The 17297-nt window shown below is 63.8% G+C and carries 15 protein-coding genes; 9 read left to right on the top strand and 6 right to left on the bottom strand.

The window, feature by feature from the left end:
* Nucleotides 1-27: 27 nt before the first annotated feature.
* Nucleotides 28-516, bottom strand: coding sequence for a ribonuclease HI (rnhA, locus tag ACX9NZ_RS03150; RefSeq protein ID WP_199588880.1), 489 nt, complete (start codon nucleotides 514-516; stop codon nucleotides 28-30).
* A gap of 179 nt (nucleotides 517-695) precedes the next feature.
* Here rnhA and ACX9NZ_RS03155 point away from each other — a divergent pair, with 179 nt between their 5' ends.
* The 3 genes from ACX9NZ_RS03155 to ACX9NZ_RS03165 all read left to right on the top strand — a co-directional run bounded on the left by ACX9NZ_RS03155 (nucleotide 696) and on the right by ACX9NZ_RS03165 (nucleotide 3715).
* Nucleotides 696-1862 carry a Gfo/Idh/MocA family protein gene (locus tag ACX9NZ_RS03155; RefSeq protein WP_407495927.1) on the top strand — a complete coding sequence of 389 codons (1167 nt, stop codon included), beginning with the start codon at nucleotides 696-698 and terminating at the stop codon, nucleotides 1860-1862.
* On the top strand, nucleotides 1859-2533 hold the full coding sequence (locus tag ACX9NZ_RS03160; RefSeq protein ID WP_407495929.1) for a pentapeptide repeat-containing protein: 675 nt from the start codon (nucleotides 1859-1861) through the stop codon (nucleotides 2531-2533). Before ACX9NZ_RS03155 ends, ACX9NZ_RS03160 begins: the two co-directional genes overlap by 4 nt.
* A gap of 306 nt (nucleotides 2534-2839) precedes the next feature.
* Complete coding sequence (locus ACX9NZ_RS03165) at nucleotides 2840-3715, top strand: deoxyribonuclease IV (protein WP_407495931.1); 876 nt, start codon at nucleotides 2840-2842, stop codon at nucleotides 3713-3715.
* 274 nt (nucleotides 3716-3989) lie between these two features.
* Here ACX9NZ_RS03165 and ACX9NZ_RS03170 read toward each other — a convergent pair whose 3' ends face one another.
* On the bottom strand, nucleotides 3990-5795 hold the full coding sequence (locus ACX9NZ_RS03170) for an ABC transporter ATP-binding protein (RefSeq protein WP_407495933.1): 1806 nt from the start codon (nucleotides 5793-5795) through the stop codon (nucleotides 3990-3992).
* A gap of 326 nt (nucleotides 5796-6121) precedes the next feature.
* On the opposite strand from ACX9NZ_RS03170, the gene ACX9NZ_RS03175 reads away from it, so the two are divergent.
* The 5 genes from ACX9NZ_RS03175 (at nucleotide 6122) to ACX9NZ_RS03195 (ending at nucleotide 12388) form a co-directional block, all read left to right on the top strand.
* Nucleotides 6122-8095: a voltage-gated chloride channel family protein gene (locus tag ACX9NZ_RS03175; RefSeq protein ID WP_407495936.1), complete on the top strand. Its 1974-nt coding sequence runs from the start codon at nucleotides 6122-6124 to the stop codon at nucleotides 8093-8095.
* Nucleotides 8096-8285: 190 nt separating this feature from the next.
* Entirely contained in the window at nucleotides 8286-9116 is an 831-nt protein-coding gene (locus tag ACX9NZ_RS03180; protein WP_118653255.1) for an ABC transporter substrate-binding protein, read from the top strand.
* A gap of 127 nt (nucleotides 9117-9243) precedes the next feature.
* Nucleotides 9244-10632, top strand: a complete 1389-nt coding sequence (locus tag ACX9NZ_RS03185; protein ID WP_407495938.1) for an amino acid ABC transporter permease — start codon at nucleotides 9244-9246, stop codon at nucleotides 10630-10632.
* 12 nt (nucleotides 10633-10644) lie between these two features.
* Nucleotides 10645-11430: an amino acid ABC transporter ATP-binding protein gene (locus ACX9NZ_RS03190; protein ID WP_294123287.1), complete on the top strand. Its 786-nt coding sequence runs from the start codon at nucleotides 10645-10647 to the stop codon at nucleotides 11428-11430.
* A 109-nt stretch (nucleotides 11431-11539) separates the two neighbouring features.
* The gene (locus ACX9NZ_RS03195) at nucleotides 11540-12388 is read left to right on the top strand and encodes a YaaA family protein (protein ID WP_294123289.1); all 849 of its coding nucleotides are present in this window, start codon (nucleotides 11540-11542) and stop codon (nucleotides 12386-12388) included.
* A gap of 20 nt (nucleotides 12389-12408) precedes the next feature.
* Here the strand turns inward: ACX9NZ_RS03195 and ACX9NZ_RS03200 are convergent, their stop codons facing one another.
* From ACX9NZ_RS03200 to ACX9NZ_RS03215, 4 genes are all read right to left on the bottom strand, one after another.
* Nucleotides 12409-13650 carry an iron-containing alcohol dehydrogenase gene (locus ACX9NZ_RS03200; protein ID WP_118653261.1) on the bottom strand — a complete coding sequence of 414 codons (1242 nt, stop codon included), beginning with the start codon at nucleotides 13648-13650 and terminating at the stop codon, nucleotides 12409-12411.
* A gap of 66 nt (nucleotides 13651-13716) precedes the next feature.
* Nucleotides 13717-14355: a lactate utilization protein gene (locus ACX9NZ_RS03205; RefSeq protein WP_118653263.1), complete on the bottom strand. Its 639-nt coding sequence runs from the start codon at nucleotides 14353-14355 to the stop codon at nucleotides 13717-13719.
* 117 nt (nucleotides 14356-14472) lie between these two features.
* Nucleotides 14473-14826 carry a YolD-like family protein gene (locus ACX9NZ_RS03210; protein WP_118653265.1) on the bottom strand — a complete coding sequence of 118 codons (354 nt, stop codon included), beginning with the start codon at nucleotides 14824-14826 and terminating at the stop codon, nucleotides 14473-14475.
* Complete coding sequence (locus ACX9NZ_RS03215) at nucleotides 14819-16309, bottom strand: Y-family DNA polymerase (RefSeq protein ID WP_302741917.1); 1491 nt, start codon at nucleotides 16307-16309, stop codon at nucleotides 14819-14821. Before ACX9NZ_RS03215 ends, ACX9NZ_RS03210 begins: the two co-directional genes overlap by 8 nt.
* 186 nt (nucleotides 16310-16495) lie before the next feature.
* Between ACX9NZ_RS03215 and ACX9NZ_RS03220 the strand changes: the two genes are divergently transcribed.
* Nucleotides 16496-17233: a phosphatase PAP2 family protein gene (locus ACX9NZ_RS03220; RefSeq protein ID WP_118653269.1), complete on the top strand. Its 738-nt coding sequence runs from the start codon at nucleotides 16496-16498 to the stop codon at nucleotides 17231-17233.
* The last annotated feature ends 64 nt before the right edge of the window (nucleotides 17234-17297 follow it).

Here is a 17297-nt window from a genome sequence, read left to right on the forward strand (position 1 = left end):
CAAGGGCTTCTCGCTCGTCGGTCGGGCTTACTCCGATTCGCCCTCGACGAAACCCGTGTCGACTGCGCGATTCGCGCCGTCGGCGGCCTTCGTGGCGAGCTCGTCGCAGCGCTCGTTGAACTCGTGGCCTGCATGTCCCTTTACCCAATGGAACGACACGCTGTGGGGTTCCTTGGCGGCGAGCAGGCGCTTCCAAAGGTCGACGTTCTTGACTGGCTTTTTCTGTGAGGTCTTCCATCCGCGGCGGATCCATCCCTCGACCCAATGCTGGTTGAAGGCGTTGCAGACATACTGCGAATCGGAGTGGACCTCGACTTCGCAGGGGCGATTGAGGGCCTCCAGCGCGCTGATGACGCCCAACAGCTCCATGCGGTTGTTGGTGGTGCGGTCGTAGCCGCGGGAGAGCTCGAGCGTGTGCAGTTTGCCTGAGGGTGCGGTGTAGCGCAGCACGGCGCCATAGCCGCCCGGTCCCGGATTGCCGCGCGACGAGCCGTCGGTGTAGACGATGACCTTCACATGGTTCCTTTCGATTTGTGAGCCTTCATTATAGGGGCGAGGCGGGACGGTTGCGACGATTCGTTTGGCGCCTGCGGGTCATGCGGATCCCTGCCGATTCCCGTGCTCGCGTTGACGCAGTGCGCGACCGGGCGGGAGGGTATGATTGCGGGGAATGATTCGCGTGAACGGAGGCGGACGTGGGACAGATTCGTTGGGGCATCATGGGCGCGGGCGGCATTGCCGGCAGGTTCGCGCGAGCGCTCGCGCATGTCGAGGGCGCGCGGCTGGTTGCGATCTCGGGGCGTCGCGCCGAGCGGCTCGACGCTTTTGCCGGGGAGTTTCACGTTGATACGGCAAAGCGCTATGCGAGTGCCGAGGATAACGGGGCGTCCGCGCACCTTCGCCTCGTGGAGGATCCGGACGTGGATGCGGTCTACCTCGCGCTGCCCCACGGCATGCATGAGGAGTGGACGGTTCGGCTCCTGCGCGCCGGCAAGGCCGTGCTGTGCGAGAAGCCGGCCGTGCTCAGCGAGCGAGAGGCGGCGCACGTTGCGGAGGTGGCCCACGAGACGGGATCGCTGTTCATGGAGGCGATGAAGCCCCGTTTCATGCCCGCGCGCGAGCAGGTCGATGCGCTGCTCGCTCGTGGAGACCTCGGCGCCATCGCATCCATCGACATCGTCCATCGCGTGAACTACGGCGATCAGACTGGCCGCTATCTGCTCGATCCGGTGCAGGGTGGCACGTTATACGACTTGGGCTGCTATGGCGTGGGCTGGGCGGAGGACCTCCTTGCAGGAGAGGTCGAGGTCGACTCCTGCCGCACGCGGTGGATGCCCGCGGCGGAGGGAGGGTGCATCGACATCGCCGATGATGCGCGCCTGCGTATCGGCGGGGTGCCCGTGCACTTCGATTTCGCGGGCGATGCGGACGAGTTCGAGGTGGTCTGCCGGATTTGCTGCGAGCGCGGCGAGATCGAGGTCCCGGTGCTGCATCGCCCGGTGTCGTACGTCGTGAGGAAGTTCGTTGACGTTGACGGGGAGCGTATGGGCATCCGTGATGCGGACGCGGGTGAATCCGCCGCATGCGGCAATGTGTCGCCTGAGCTCGTCGAGGCTCCCGCTGTGGTGGACGACTTTTATGGCGAGATCGCCCATTTTTGTGGCTTGATGCGTGCGGGGGCACATGAGAGCTCGGTCATGCCGCTTGCGTCGACGGTGCGAATCGCGCGGACTATCGACGCGATCCGTGCGTCTTGGCCACCGGTCGGGCAGCGTGTTGTCGACGGCGCGCCCGAGCGGGACGTTGTCGACGGTGCGTTTGAGCAGGCTTCGGAGCGCTCCGTCGAGGGGAGCGGGCGATGAGCGCCCGCGCGGAGCAGGCCCCATCGGGATACGCCGCCGTGGGCACCATGTCCGAGCGCATGGGAAGCGATGAGCTCATCGCGGTGTTCTCTGAGGGTGACGGTTACGCCTCCCGTGCGCTCGTCGAGGATGTGGAGCTCGCCTACGAGTGCGCCGACGACGCGACGTTCGAGCACATGGTGTTTCGCGATTGCCTTTTCGAACAGGTCGATTTTCGCGACTGCACGTTTCGCGACGTCCGCTTCGAGGGCTGCCGCCTCATTGGCTGCACCATGGACAAGGCGTGGCTCAACCGCGTTGACCTGCGAGATTGCTCCGCGCTGGGGTTGAGCCTCCTCCAGGCGCGGCTCGCGCAGGTGAGCGTGCGCGCCTCGGACCTCTCCTACGCTAATCTCTCCGAGGCGTCCATCGACCATCTGACGGTGCACGACTGCAAGCTTCGTGAGGCGGCGATACAGCGCGCGAAGCTCAAGCACGTGCGCTTGGATAAGACCGACCTCACGAGGCTCGACGTGTTTGGAACGCCGCTTTGCGGCATCGATGTGTCGACGTGCGCGTTTAGCGCCCCTGTGCTCTCGACCGACTATCGCGAGCTGCGCGGGGCGCAAGTGAGTGCGGAGCAGGCGATGGACATCGCGTTACTCCTCGGCGTGCGGATCGCCGAGGAGTAGTCGGGCCGCTGCGTCGAGTGGCATGCGGACTGCTTGCCGTGCCGACCTGCGGACCACTGCGCTGAGGGGCTGGTTGCCTGCCGTTCCGACGTTCGGGCCGCTGCACTGAGGGGCTGGCTGCCTGCTGTGCCGACGCGCGGGCCGCTGCGCTAAGGGCTGGTTGCCTGCCGTGCCGACGCACTGGCTGCTGCGCCGTGGGGCAGGCCACCCGCCGTGCCGATGCGCCGCTGCGTCGATTGCGGAGATGCGACACGGCCCACCCCAATCAGGGATAATAGGGGACCCCTCGATATCGAAAGGACACCAATGCTAACCATAGGTTGCCATCTTTCAACCACTAAGGGCTATACCGCCATGGGCGAGGCCGCCCGTTCCATCGGCGCGAACACGTTCGCGTTCTTCACGCGCAACCCGCGTGGCGGCAGCGTGAAGGCGCTCGACCTCGATGACGTCGCGGGACTGCGGCGCATCTTGGAGAAGGATGGTTTCGGCCGCCTGGTGGCGCATGCACCTTACACGTACAACCCGTGCTCTGCCAAGGAGCGTGCGCGCGAGTTCGCGCTCGAGGCCATGGCCGAGGATCTGCAGCGCATGGAGGCACTCCCGGGCCAGCTCTACAACTTCCATCCTGGGGCGCACGTGGGGCAGGGGGTCGACGCGGGCATTGAGCTCATCGTCGACGCGCTGTGTCAGGTGATGTTCGGGGGGCAGCGCACGTGCGTGCTGCTCGAGACCATGGCGGGCAAGGGCACCGAGGTGGGGCGCACCTTCGAGGAGCTCGCGCGCATCATCGAGGGCGTGGGGGCCCGTCGCCCCGAGCTTGCGGGCGCCGACATGATCGGCGTTTGCCTGGACACCTGCCACATCTCCGATGGCGGGTACGATATCGTGCACGACCTCGATGGCGTGCTGGAGGAGTTCGACCGCGTGGTGGGCGCCGAGCGCCTGCAGGCAGTGCATATCAACGACTCCAAAAATCCGTGCGGTGCGCACAAGGACCGGCACGAGGTCATCGGTGCGGGGTACCTGGGCAATCCCGAGCTCGGTGGCGGGGAGCACGTGCTACGCGCCATCGTGACCCACCCTGTCCTGCGTGACCTGCCGTTCATCCTGGAGACCCCGCACGACGATCTGGCGGGCTATGCCGGCGAGATCGCCTACCTGCGTGGGCTGGCGGGGTAACGCCAGGCGCCCCTGCGCTGAGAAGTTGAGGTTTTTCGTATCGTTTTTAAAAAGGATGAAGTAGTGTGGGAACTTGGTCTAACAAAACTGCAGGTCGCAGTCAGTCTTCGATCGCGTATATTTGACTAATCCCAAAATGAGTACGAAAAAGCTCTCGCATCCTCGAGCGGGGGCTCGTCGCAGCTTGGTGAGTTGCATTCCGGCAGGATATGCCTCCTCGTAACCTCGCACGTCCGTCCTCGGCCCGGCTTGCCCCGCCACAACTTCGCCCGGTTTATTCCCCGTCCAAAAACGCGCCGGTCTGGCGGTTCCACAGGGCCGCGTACTCGCCGCCGGCCGCCGCGAGCTCGGCGTGCGTGCCGTCCTCGACGATCTCGCCGTCGGCGAGCACCACGATGCGGTCGAGTGCCGCCACGGTGGACAGGCGGTGCGCCACCACGATGGAGGTGCGCCCGCGCATGAGGTTCTCGAGCGCGTCCTGCACGAGCGCCTCGCTCTCGGAGTCAAGCGCGCTCGTGGCCTCGTCGAGCACGAGGATCGGCGCGTCGGTGAGGATGGCGCGCGCGATGGCGACGCGCTGGCGTTGGCCGCCGGAGAGCTTCACGCCGCGTTCGCCCACAAGGGTGTCGAGGCCCGCGGGCAGGCGGTCGATGAACTCCAGTGCGTTCGCCAGCTCGGCGGCGCGACGGATCTCTTCCTCGCTCGCGTCGGGGCGCCCGTACGCGATGTTCTCGCGGATGGAACGGTGGAACAGCAGCGCCTCCTGCGGCACGTAGGCAATCTGGCGGCGCAGGCTCTGCTGGGTGCAGGCTGAGATATCCTGGCCGTCCACGTACACGTGGCCATCCTGCACGTCGGACAGGCGCAGCAACAGCTTGGTGAGGGTCGTCTTGCCCGAGCCGGAGCGGCCCACCAGGCCCACGCGCTGTCCCGCCGGGATATGCAGGTTGAGGTCGGTGAACACGCGGTCCCCCTCGGCGGCGTCCGTATAGGAGAAGCCGAGGTGCTCAAAGTCGATGGCACCCTCGCGCACCGCGAGGTCCGGGGCGCCCGGCGCGTCCTCCACCAGGCGCGGCTCGTCCAGGATGCGCGCCATCTCGCTCGCGTCGCCGATGGCGCGGTTCATGCGCTGCATCATCGAGTTGATGTAGTTGAAGCGCATGGACAGCTGGTAGGTGTAGGAGAACATCATGACGAGCATGCCGCCCGAGATGCCGAACCAGGCGTTGCCGCCCGCCACGAAGATGGACACGATGAGCATGATCACGGTGATGATGCCGCTTGTGGTGAACCCGCGCTGCATGGTGGCGCGCATGGAGCGGCTCTCGGCCTGCATGGCCGCGAGGTCCGCCTCGTCGAAAAGCTCCTTCTCGAAGTCCTCGCGGCCGCAGGTCTTGACGGCGAGGATGTTCGTGACCGCGTCTGAGAGCACGCCGGAGAGACGGTTCTGTGCCTTGGCGGTGGCGGCGGATAGCGGCAGGATCCGCTGGTACATGCGCGTGGCCACGATCACGTATATCACGAGCATCACGGCGAGCGCCGCGGCATAGGCGGGCACGGCGGGCGCGAGTGCGATGAAGGTGCAGGCGGTGCTCGCGATGGTGGGGATGAGCGAGTACACCACGACATCGACCATCTGCGTGTAGCCGCTCATGAACTTGCTCGTCTGGCTCACCAGCGCCCCGCCGAAGCGGCTCGTGTGGAAGGTCATGGATTGGTTCGAGAGCGTGTCGAAGCACAGGCGTGCGAGGTGGTAGTTGCCGTTGATCTGCATCTTGTAGACGGCGTAGTCCTGCAGCTTGGAGCAGACTTGCCCTACGAGGTTCACGAGCAGCAGAGCCAGGATGTAGGGGCCAAAGACCTCCCACACCTGGTCCGCCGCGACGGGGGAGGCCTGGACGCGGTCGACAATGAGGCCCATCACCCAGGTGTTCACGAAGATGAGCAGCGCCACGTAGGCGATGGAGGTGAATACGGCGAGGAACGCCGCGCCCGGCTTCATGCGGGTGACTTCCCAAAACCGGCGCAGCGTGCGCTGGACGGCGGGCTTCTCGAGCTTTTGAACGTTGCGTTGGGACATGCGCGGCTCCTTGCGTGTGCGGACTGCCATACGGCGCGCGGGGTCCCGCATGCGCGGTTCCCGGCGTGATGTGTCTGCAAAAGGTTATCCCTTGAAGTCGGGTTCAGGTCAAGTTCTCCGCCGCCGGCCCTTGCCTGATTGCTGTTCCGCCCGCGAGGGGGGGCATTTTTCATGGAAACATGGGTAGGTGGATGGAGCCCCGCCCCGGTTGGCGTGCCGCCCTTCGCGCAGCGGGCATCGCTCGCGGAGGCTTGGGTCGCGTTGGGGCCTCGGTGAACTGGGTATCATCCGTACCGTTGTCTGTATGCGGAAGGATTGATTTCCCGATGAACCACGATGAGATTCTGGACATGCTGAGGCGTGCCGGTGTGGAGGTGCCGAGCGGCGAGGACCCCATCGATGTTGAGGTCGAGGTGGAGGACGCCTCGCCCGACGGCGCGGACGCCTCGGGCAGGGGCGGGAAGAAGGGTGCCGGTCGTGGGCATGTCGAGCCCAAGTCCGCCCGCGAGCGCAAGAAGGCCGCCCGCAAGAAAAGGGCCAAGGGGTCGCACATCGATATCCCCGTGCCGCCGTTCATGGAACGCCTTGCCACGTGGAGTCGCACGGCGCTCATCGTCATGCTCGTCGTCCTTGGCATTGCGGCGCTGATCGCATATTGGTGGTTCCATCCCGCACTCAATATCCACAGTCCTCGTGTGTGGAACTGGATCATCCTCATTTCAATCGTCTGCTTCGTGGGGCTCAAAGTGTTCGGTTTGCGCTCTGAGCACCGCTCCTCGTTGTTCAACCGTCTCGCCCTGATTCCAGTTGCGGTGGTCGCGGCGTTCTTCATCGGCCTGATTATGGGCGAGCCGTTCATCCCGGGTAACGCCGAGCGCTTCGCCTCGGTCCTCAAGACCACCGAGGGTAATTTCGCCGAGGATATCGAGGAAGTCGACTATGCGGATGTTCCCGTTATCGACCGCGTGTCCGCTCAGCTGCTCGGCTCGCGCGCTATGGGATCGATCCCTGAGTTCGTGAGCCAGTTCGAGATCAGTCCCGCGTACAGCCAGATCAATTACCAGGGGCGTCCGGTACGCGTGAGTCCGCTCACCTATGCCGACCTCTTCAAGTGGTTGAGCCATCGTGGCGACGGCATCCCGGCGTATGTCTTGGTCGATATGGTCACGCAGGAAGCCGAGGTCGTTCGTCTGGAGGAACCCATTCGTTACTCCGAGAGCGAGCCGCTCGCGCGCAATATCGACCGCTACGTGCAACTCAAGTATCCAACGTACATGTTCGACCAGAAGTCCTTTGAGCTTGATGAGGATGGCACACCTTGGTGGGTGTTTCCCGTTCAGAGGCGTACCATCGGCCTGTTCGAAGGCACGACGATACAACGGGTGGTGCTGGTGAACGCCTGCACGGGCGAGACCGAGGACCATGCCATCGAGGATTGCCCCACGTGGGTGGACCGCGCTTACCCGAGCGATCTCATCATCGAGCAGTACAATTGGAGCGGTGCCTACAGAGGTGGATGGCTCAATTCCTGGCTCGGGCAGCAGGGCGTGGTGCGCACTACGCAGGGCAGCGATGGCGAGCTTGGGTACAACTACTTGGCGCAGGGTGATGACATCTACCTGTACACGGGTGTGAGCTCGGTGACCGCCGATAGCTCCAACGTGGGCTTCATCCTCGTCAATCAGCGCACGGGTGAGTCGCATTACTACCCCGTCGCCGGTGCCACCGAGGACTCCGCCCAGGCGAGCGCCGAGGGGCAGGTCCAGAACCTCAAATATGAGGCGACCTATCCGTTGCTGCTGAATGTGGCGGGGCAGCCCACGTACTTCATGGCGCTCAAGGACAATGCGGGCTTGGTGAAGATGTACGCCATGATCAACGTCGAGCATTACCAGAGCGTGGCGACGGGATCCACGGTTGCAACCACGCAGGAGAGCTACCTGCAGATGCTCGCCTCTTCCGGTGCGCTTTCCGAGGATGAGGCGGCGGCGTCTGGCGCGGAGGTCGAGGTCACTGGCAGAGTCGCGTCCATGGCCCAAGCAGTCATCGATGGTAATTCGCACTTCTATCTCACCCTTGAGGGCGATGATTCCATCTACGACGTCGCTCTTCCCGGCCTGGTCGATATCGTGCGCTACCACGTGGGAGATGAGGTCGCATTGAGCTACGTCAAGGACTCCGAGGGTGAGGGGGATGCCGGCTCGGTGCGTCGTGTGACGGCCCTGGGTGGAAAACGCGCCGAGGTCGAGGCGCTCGCAGACGACGATGCCGCCCCCGTGGAGGAACCGCCCGCCGAGTAGCCATTTGGTGCACTTGGGGTACGTCCCCAATTGCATCATGCATAAACTGAGCTTATTGTCTCATCTGATTACATAGAACGGTAACAATTGAGAAATATTCTGCATTTAATGGTTTCTCTCATACGGTAAAGCGTATACTCCTTCCCCAAGCATCTGCTTGTATGCACAAAAGAGGGAAAGGGATGCAATCATGTTGAAGAAGAAGCTTGGCGCGTTGACCGTCGCGATTGCGATGACTGGCGCCTTGGCGCTCACCGGTTGTGGCGGATCTGGCGCCCCGGCAGCGGGTTCCGCCGCCGCCGACGCCGCGACCGATGAGGGCTACACCCTTGTTTCCGACGGCAAGCTGACCATCGGCACGTCCGCCGAGTACGAGCCGTTCGAGTACATGGAAGACGGCGAGTATAAGGGCTTCGACCTCGAGCTCGCCCAGGCCATCGCCGACGACCTCGGCCTCGACCTCCAGATCGAGAACGTCGACTTCGACACCATCGTGCCCGGTGTCGCCTCCGGCGCGAAGTACGACATCGGCATTGCCGCCATCACCGCCACGCCCGAGCGTGAGGACGAGGTCGACTTCACCGATTCCTACTACATGGACGATCAAGCCATCGTGACCATGGCGGACAACGCCGACATCACTGGCGACAACTACGCTGAGGCGCTGGACGCCGAGGGTGTCAAGATCGCCGTCCAGTCTGGCTCCACCGCCGAGGCCTTTGCCAAGGAGAACTTCCCCAACGCGACCCTCGTCCCGTTCAAGAACGCCACCGACTGCTTCGCCGCCGTCCAGTCCGATCAGGCCGACGCGCTGGTGACCAACCGCTCCGTTGCCGCTCAGCTGGTCGCAACCTCCTTCAGCAACGAGCAGGTCATCAAGCAGGTCTCCACGGGCGAGGAGTATGCTATCGCCGTCAACAAGGACAACACCGCGCTCAAGGATGCCATCAACGAGTCCATTGCCAAGCTCACCGAGGATGGAACCGTCGACGCCCTCATGGAGAAGTACAACATCAAGTAGCGCACCCGCGCCGCATCAACGCGAGCCCTTCCCGTATGTGCGGGGAGGGCTTGTCTGGTATCTGGAGCGCCCTTAGATCGGAAGCGCCATGAGCGCACCGTGACGTGGGCGGAGGAAGGGGAGAACCATGGAGAACACCGGACGGCATTGCGCGTCGACGGGGAATGCGGGGCTGACCCGCGTCATTCGCTGGGCCACGCACGCGATGTTGCCGTGCTGCGCCGTGCTCGTCGCGTTGGCGGCTGTATGCGCCGTGCCGCGACTCGCTCATGCCTTGGAGGTCCAGAAGCTCACCTGCCGCCCCAACGGGGATTCCGGCAGTGACGTGCTCGGTGGTACGGAAACGCGTATCACCTGGGAGGTGCAGGCAGACACCGATGAGGCCGTTGCCGGTCTTTCGCTCACCGTGCCCGATGGCTCGACGTTCACCACCGATGACCTGCGCGTGACGATGCTCTCGGGCGAGGACCTCATGGATCGCGAGTTCATCGAGCCTGATATCGAGACGAATGGGGAGACGCTCGTCCTGACGTTTCCCGAGGCGGCACCCGCGGGTCGGTTCTTCCGTGTCGAGCTGTACGACGTGGTGTTCCCTGCCGCTGGCGGCGAGATGCTCTGCGAGGGCACGTACACGCTCGCCGACGGCACCGAGCATGATGTGGAGGGAATCCCCGCGGTCGAGGTCAAGGGCGTGACCCCGTTCGACCAGTTCAAGGCCTTTCTCGAGGACCAGGCATGGGTCGAGGCGTGGAATTCGAACACGTTTTTGCGCCTGTTCTTCAATCCGGTGCTCATTGTGAGCAGCCTGCCCATCATCTTCTCCGGCTTTCTGATGTCCGTCGCCATCGTGCTGGTGGCGTTCCCGCTCGCCATTCCCTTTGGCTTCATGTTCGCGCTCATGCGTATCTCCAAGTCGCGCATCCTGCGCGCCATCGCGGGCGTCTACGTGAACATCATCCGTGGCACGCCGGCGTTCCTGCAGATTTACATTGCGTTCTTCGGCTTGCCGCTTGCAGGTGTCAATATCGACAACTACACGCTCGGCGTCATCGTCATGGCCATGAATTCCGCCGCCTACCTGTGTGAGATCTTTCGCGCCGGTATCCAGTCCATCCCCAAGGGACAGTCCGAGGCGGCCCGTTCGCTGGGCATGAGTGCCACCCAGACCATGGTGTCGATCATCATCCCGCAGACGTTCCGGAACGTGATCCCCACACTCACCAGCGAATTCATTTTGCTGTACAAAGACACGTCGCTACTTGCGGCCGTGGGCGTCATGGAGATCGTGATGTACGCCAAGACGATCGTGGCCACAACGGGCTCCATCACGCCTTATGTGGTTGCCGCTCTGTTCTATTTGGTGGTTACGCTGCCGCTTGCTCGTCTCGTGAGCATGCTTGAGGCGCGCCTCACCGGAGCCACCGCCGGCACGAATGCCGGACCACAGGGCAAGAAGCCCGCCAAGAGCGCGGGAACGATGGTCCCCACGCCCGCCGATCACATCGCGAACCTGTAGGGAGTGCTTGAGATGAGTGACAACGCAAAGACCGTGGACGTATCCGGTGCGTCTAACGCCTCTGCGGAGGGGCCTGTGGTCCGGATCCGCGGCCTGCATAAGGCATATGGCGACAACGTCGTACTGCGTGGAATCGACCTGGACGTGCACCGCGGTGAGGTCGTGGTGGTGCTGGGGCCGTCGGGTTCCGGTAAGTCGACGATGCTGCGCTGTGTGAACCTGCTTGAGACGCCCACGCAGGGCTCCATCGTGGTCGAGGGCGTGGATATCACCAAAAAGGGCGTGGATATCAACAAGGTGCGGTCGACGCTCGGCATGGTATTCCAGCAGTTCAACCTGTTCCCGCATCTTTCCGCCAAGAAGAACGTCATGATAGCCCAGCAGAAGGTTCTCAAGCGCAGTAAGGAGGAAGCGGAGCGCATCGCAGTCGAGGAGCTGACCAAAGTCGGGCTCAGCGACCGCGTGGACTTCATGCCTGCCCAGCTTTCCGGTGGTCAGCAGCAGCGCGTTGCCATCGCTCGAGCACTGGCGATGAACCCGCACGTCATGCTATTCGATGAGGCCACGAGTGCTCTCGACCCCGAGCTCGTACGTGATGTCCTGGGTGTCATGCGCGATTTGGCGCGCGAAGGCATGACCATGATCGTGGTGACCCACGAGATGCAGTTCGCCCGTGACGTTGCCGATCGCGTCATCTTCATGGACGGCGGCGTCATCGTGGAGCAGGGCACGCCGGAGGAGGTTTTCGACCATCCCACATCAGAGCGGACCAAGGACTTCCTGGGCCACATCGCCTAGTCGCTGCGCAATTGGAGACGAGCGCCAATTGACCCAAATCGCTCACGGGTGCGGATTTTGGGTATGAGGACTTGGTATGTAGCCGCACTGTCTCCTTGGAAGGTCCCCCATGATCCAGGTCATCATCTCCCCCGCGAAACAGATGCGCGTCGACTCCGACGCATTCGCCCCGCGGGGGATTCCTCCGTTCCCGCAGAAGACCGCGCGAATCGTCCGTGCGTTGCGCACGATCGGGGATGAGCGGGGGAGTGCAGGCCTCAAGGAGCTCTGGCGGGTCAACGACAAACTGCTCGTCGAGAACATCGAGCGCCTCGAGGAGTTCAGATGCGTGATGGATGGAGGCGAGCTGCGGGATGCCGCCGTGGCACGTCTGGTTTGCCCTGCGATCACATCGTACGTGGGCATCCAGTATCGCAGCATGGCACCCGACGTACTCGATGCGAAAGCCCTCGAGTGGCTGCAGGCTCACCTGTGGGTGCTCTCCGCGCTCTACGGATGCGTGAGACCCTTCGACGCGGTCCAGCCGTATCGACTGGAGATGGCGGCGAAGCTGTCGATCGACGGAGCGAAGGACCTCTACGGTTATTGGGGCGCTGACATCGCCGCGAGTGTCTGCGGCGCGACCGCACCCGAGGGGACATGCGACCCCGACATGGCGGGCGCAGACGTCACGGTGGTGAATCTCGCGAGCGTGGAGTACGCGAAGGCGGTGCTGCCCCATCTTTCCGAGGGCGCGTCGCACGTCACGATTGTCTTTGGCGAGGACGTGCGTGCGGGCAAGCCGGTTCAGCGTGCGACGGCGAGCAAAATCGCCCGTGGCAGCATGGTCCGCTGGATGGCCGAGAACTCCGTGGAGGACGCGAGCGCCCTCCAACGGTTTGACGTGGGCTATACGTTTGCCCCGGAGCTCTCTCGTGAAGCGGAGCTCAGCCGCACGCTCGTGTTCATGAAACGATGATCCCCTGCCTCAATTGGAGATCACAAGGCGCTCTTGTAGATGGCGCGTGCATCGTCGAGGGTGAGCGACTGGAACGTTCCGAACCTCTCGCCGCGGTTGATGCGCAGTCCGCGGATCAGTCGATCGATGTCGGTCTCCTCGATGCCGAGTTCGCCCAAGGTGGATGGCATACCCATGGAGACGAAGAACTCTTGGAGCTCGTCGATGGTCGCCTCAACGGCGTCGTGTACGGCGCGTTCGGGCGTGATTTCCTCGTCGATGTCCGATAGGTCGTCGACCTCGGGATCGACGGGCTCGATGCCGAAGACTTCGGCGCCGAACGTGAGGAACCGCTCGGGGTGGTTCTGCCACACGTAGCGCATCCAGGCCGGGAAGACGACCGCGAGACCCGCTCCGTGTGTGATACCCGGATCGACGGCGGACAGCTCGTGCTCGAGTCCGTGACAGCTCCAGTCGCCGTCGCGCTTGCCGGGGATGCCAAGGCCGCAGCCGGCGAGGCCGTTGTGGGCGAGTGTGCCGATCCACATGAGCTCCGCGCGGGCATCGTAGTTCTCGGGATCTTCCATCACGATGCACGCGGCATCGATCGCGGCGCGGATGAGACCGCAGGCGATGTTGTCCGTCACGCCGACCGCGGGCTCGCCCGAGAAGAAGCGCTCCATGATATGGGCGATCATGTCGGTGACGCCCGCCGCCGTCTGGTATGGAGGCAAGGTGAAGGTGAGCTCCGGGTCGAGGAAGGCGATGGCGGGGCGGATGAGCTCACTGGTGCATCCGCTCTTGAGGCCCTCGGCATCATTGCTGATGACGCAGGAGTTGGACGCCTCGGAGCCGGAAGCGGGGATGGTTACCACCGCTGCGAGCGGCAGGCAGTGCTCGACCGTCGCCTTTTTGGCCCAGAAGTCCCACGGGTCGCCGTCGTAGCAGGCACCGACGGCGATGGCCTTGGCGCAGTCCATGGCCGATCCGCCGCCCACGGGCAGCACGATATCGACGTCCTCGTGCTTGGCCAATTCAGATCCCTTGCGCACAAGCCCAATCTCCGGATTGGGGCGCACCCCACCCAGCTCGACATGCGCGACACCCGCCGCGTCGAGTGATGCCCTTACGCGGTCGAGTGTTCCCGTGCGCACCACGGAGCCCTGTCCGTAGACGATGAGCGCGCGCCGGTGACCCGCCGCCGCGAGCTCGGTGCCCACGTGGTCGGTGACGCCACGGCCGAATACGAACTTGGTGGGAGAGCAGAAGGTGAAGTTGTTCATGGGGTCCTTTCGAGGTTGGTGCATTTCGCCAGGGACCGGGTGGGTCGCGTGGCGGGGCGGGATGCGCTAGTAGCCGAGGTCTTCTCCCACGAGGATGACGTGGATGCGGCCTTCGTGGCGCGAGTGGCGCGTGATGACCTCCTGGCAGCACATGCATCCTTCCGCATGGCAGTTGGCGCAGACGCCGGTGAGCTCACAGGGGGTATTTGTGTGCAGGCGTGCGGCGTTGAGGGGGCATGCGACGGTGTGGACGCGTTTGATGCCGCTCTCCACGTCGGCGACGACCTTGTTCATGCCCGCGATGACGCAGACATGCTTGGGGCCGTGCAGCAGCAGAGCGAGGCGGTTGGCGTTGCCATCGATGTTGACGAGCTCGCCATTGAGCGTGATGGCGTTCGTGCTCATGAAGAACCAGTCCGCGCTCACCTGCCGACGCCACATCTCATCCTGCTCCTCCGGCGTATGGGCCGCCATACGGTCGATCATGGGGTGGCCGTCGGCTGTGAGGGCGTCTTTCACACCGCTTTGGGAGAACGTGACGCTGCCTCCCCAGGTGACGCTCTCGCCGTTAGCGACGAGAGCGCGGACGAGCTCGACGGCGTCGGACGCGGTCTCGCAGTAGTGGCCGATCATGTTGCGCAGGGCGAGCTTCTTGATGATGCTTTCCGCCGTGGTGCGGTACGCTGCGCTTCTCACGTTGTCCATGGTTCCTCCTCTGTCGACGCGGGGTGGTTTCTCACAGGCGGTTCCCCTCCGCGGTTGCCTACACATGCACCCATTGTGGCACGCTCGATGCGGTTGATGCTCCCTCGCCGCCATGTGTTACCGCTTGATGGCGAGGATGTCGTCGAATCCTATGACGGTTTTCACGACCTGCAGCCTTCGATAGGCGAAATCGATATGGGCTACCACGCCCGAGACCGTGTGGTAGGCATCCCAGTCGTAATAGGTCACGCGTACTAGGTCGCCCTTCTTCACCTGCATGATGGTACGGGAGAGCTCCAGGGCCTCCTCGTCGGTGAGCTCATGTCGCGGCTCGGTGATGCGTTCCTGCTGCCGCGCGAGCTCATAGTATCCGGTGAGCGCCGCAAAGGGCATGAACTGCGAAGCGCGGCTGGCGCGCGGTCGGCCGTTCGCCGTCAAGCCTGCCGCGTCTGGGCGCATGTCGTCATGCATGATGTCCTCCAACTTGGTCGTTGCGCTCCCGCCCCGTAGCCTCCGGGCGCAAGCTCCTGCCCTTCACCAGGGCGTTCTTTCCATAGCGACCTTTGACGTCGATGATCGTCTTTTGCAGGTCGCGCTCGCGTGCCTCGGCCTCGACATCGGTGAATAGGTCGATGGTCGCGAGTTCCTCGGGCAGCAAGTCGCCAAAACCGATATTGACGCGTTTGATGGGCCGTCGAGGGTCGACGGATTCGGCGTAGAGGGATTCGAAATGGGCCATGAGCTTCTTGCGCGAGTTGGTGCGCTCACCGAGCTTTCGCTGCTTGCCTGCGTGCGCGTAGCCGCCCTTGCCACCCACGCGCCGCGTGCCATGTTCGCCGGTGATAAGGGTCCCGCGCGGCTCGTTCTCGGTTATGAGATCGCGAGTCCCCGCTGCCGCCATCCCCGTCGTTGCCGCGCTGTGCTGCGGCCGCGAGGTCCTTCGCGGGATGTCCTCGGCCGTGCTGCTGCGCCGGTTACCGCAGCCGTCGCGGTACGATGCGCTGCCGCTCGCGTCCAGTCGTCGGACTTCGCGCGCCTCGCTGCCGTAGCCCACGTACAGTGATATGGAGCTCGCCACGACGCCCCGGTCCACCAAATCGAGCACGGACGCGTCGACCATCTCGCGAAGGATGGTGAGCCCTTCGCTATAACTATAGTTTCGTGCCAGCACCTGGCCGTTCACCATCGAGGTCGCCTGCGGGCGGTACGCCTGTATCTCGGCGATAGTGCACGGCTCCACGCCGTGCGCATGGTCGATGAGATACTCTGCGTTCACGCCGAATTCGCGGTACAAGATCCGCTCGTCGAGCGCAGCGATGCCCATGAGGTCGTGCACGCGGTACTTGGAGAGGCGCTCCGCTATGCCCGGGCCTATGCCCCAAATGTCCGTGATGGGGCGGTGCCTCCAGACCTCCGCCCGGAATCGCTCCTCGTCGAGGATGCCGATGCCATCTGGGTCGTGCTTGGCGGTGATGTCGAGGGCGACCTTGGCGAGGAAGAGGTTGGGTCCGATGCCGGCGGTGGCGGTGATGCCCGTACGGGCAAGCACCGCGCTGCGCAGCTCATCGGCGAACTCGCGCGCGGTGAGCCCGTAGAGTGAAAGGTAGGGGGTGGCGTCGATGAAGCATTCGTCGATGGAATACACATGGATGTCGAGTGGGCTCACGTACTCGAGGTAGATGCCGTATATGCGTGCCGAGATCTCCATGTAGTGACGCATGCGGGGCTTGGCGGCCACGTAGTCAACGTGCTGAGGGATCTCGAAGAGTCGACAGCGATTGCGGATGCCGAGTTTCTTCATCGCGGGGCTGATGGCCAGGCAAATGGTCGAACGCCCTCGTGTGGTGTCGGCCACCACGAGATTCTGCGTGAACGGGTCGAGCCCGCGGGCGGCGCATTCGACGGAGGCGTAGAACGTCTTGAGGTCGATGCAGATATAGGTGCGCTCTCCCATGTGTCTCCCTTCGAACGTGTGTTCCAGAACCTTTGTTCGATAATAGAGATTCGTCCGGACATTCGTCAAATGCCCGTGGGAGCTGTGGGTTTGGCGAAAGGCCGCTGATTGTCGCCCTGCGCGGGTACAATGCCGCCATGGAAACGGCACAACATGTTCGGCGGGCGTGGCCCCCCTGGAGGCAGGATGGTTGAGGAAAAGCGGACGCGTCTCATCGACGAGCCCTCGCACGATGATGGCCCTTTGCACGAGGGGACCATGGGTGCCCGCCTGTGCTCGCTCGTGATGTCGAATCGTCGCACGGCGATCATGGTGCTCTGCCTGCTGGTGTTTCTCGTCTTGCTCAACCGCGTGTTGGCAGGGGAGATCATGGCCCTCGACCGAGCGGCTATCGCGCTCATGGTCGACCATGTGCGCGCCGCATGGTTGACGCCCATCATGGAGGTCGTTTCGTTCCTGGTCACCCCGGTCCCACTCATCGCCTGCATCTTCGTGATTTCCCTGGGCGCCCGGGCGCGCGGTCATAAGGGCGTGGGGGTGTTCTGCGCGGTCAATCTGGCGTGCTCGACCGTCCTGAACCAAGCGCTCAAGTTCGCCATACAGCGCCCGCGCCCCGACATCTCCCTCAGGCTGGTCGATATCGGTGGATTCAGCTTCCCCTCGGGGCATTCGATGGCGGCCATGGCGTTTTTCGGCCTCCTCATGTGGCTCACCTGGCGCTTTGTCGATGATCGTCGTCTGCGCGCCGCGCTGTGCGTCGTCCTTGCCCTCATGGTCGTTGCCGTGGGGTTTTCCCGCGTCTACCTGGGAGTGCACTACGCTTCGGACGTGATAGGCGGTTTTTGCGCTTCTATGGCCTGGCTGGTCGTGTACACCAGGGTCGCGGGCCCGCTATTTGCGCCGCGGCGCCCCAACCGCGTCTAGCGGCCGACGGCGCACGCCGGCGCGCGGGTTTGGCACGGGCGATCGGCGAGGACAGCGGGTACAA

Source organism: Collinsella sp. BM28 (genome assembly GCF_054551995.1).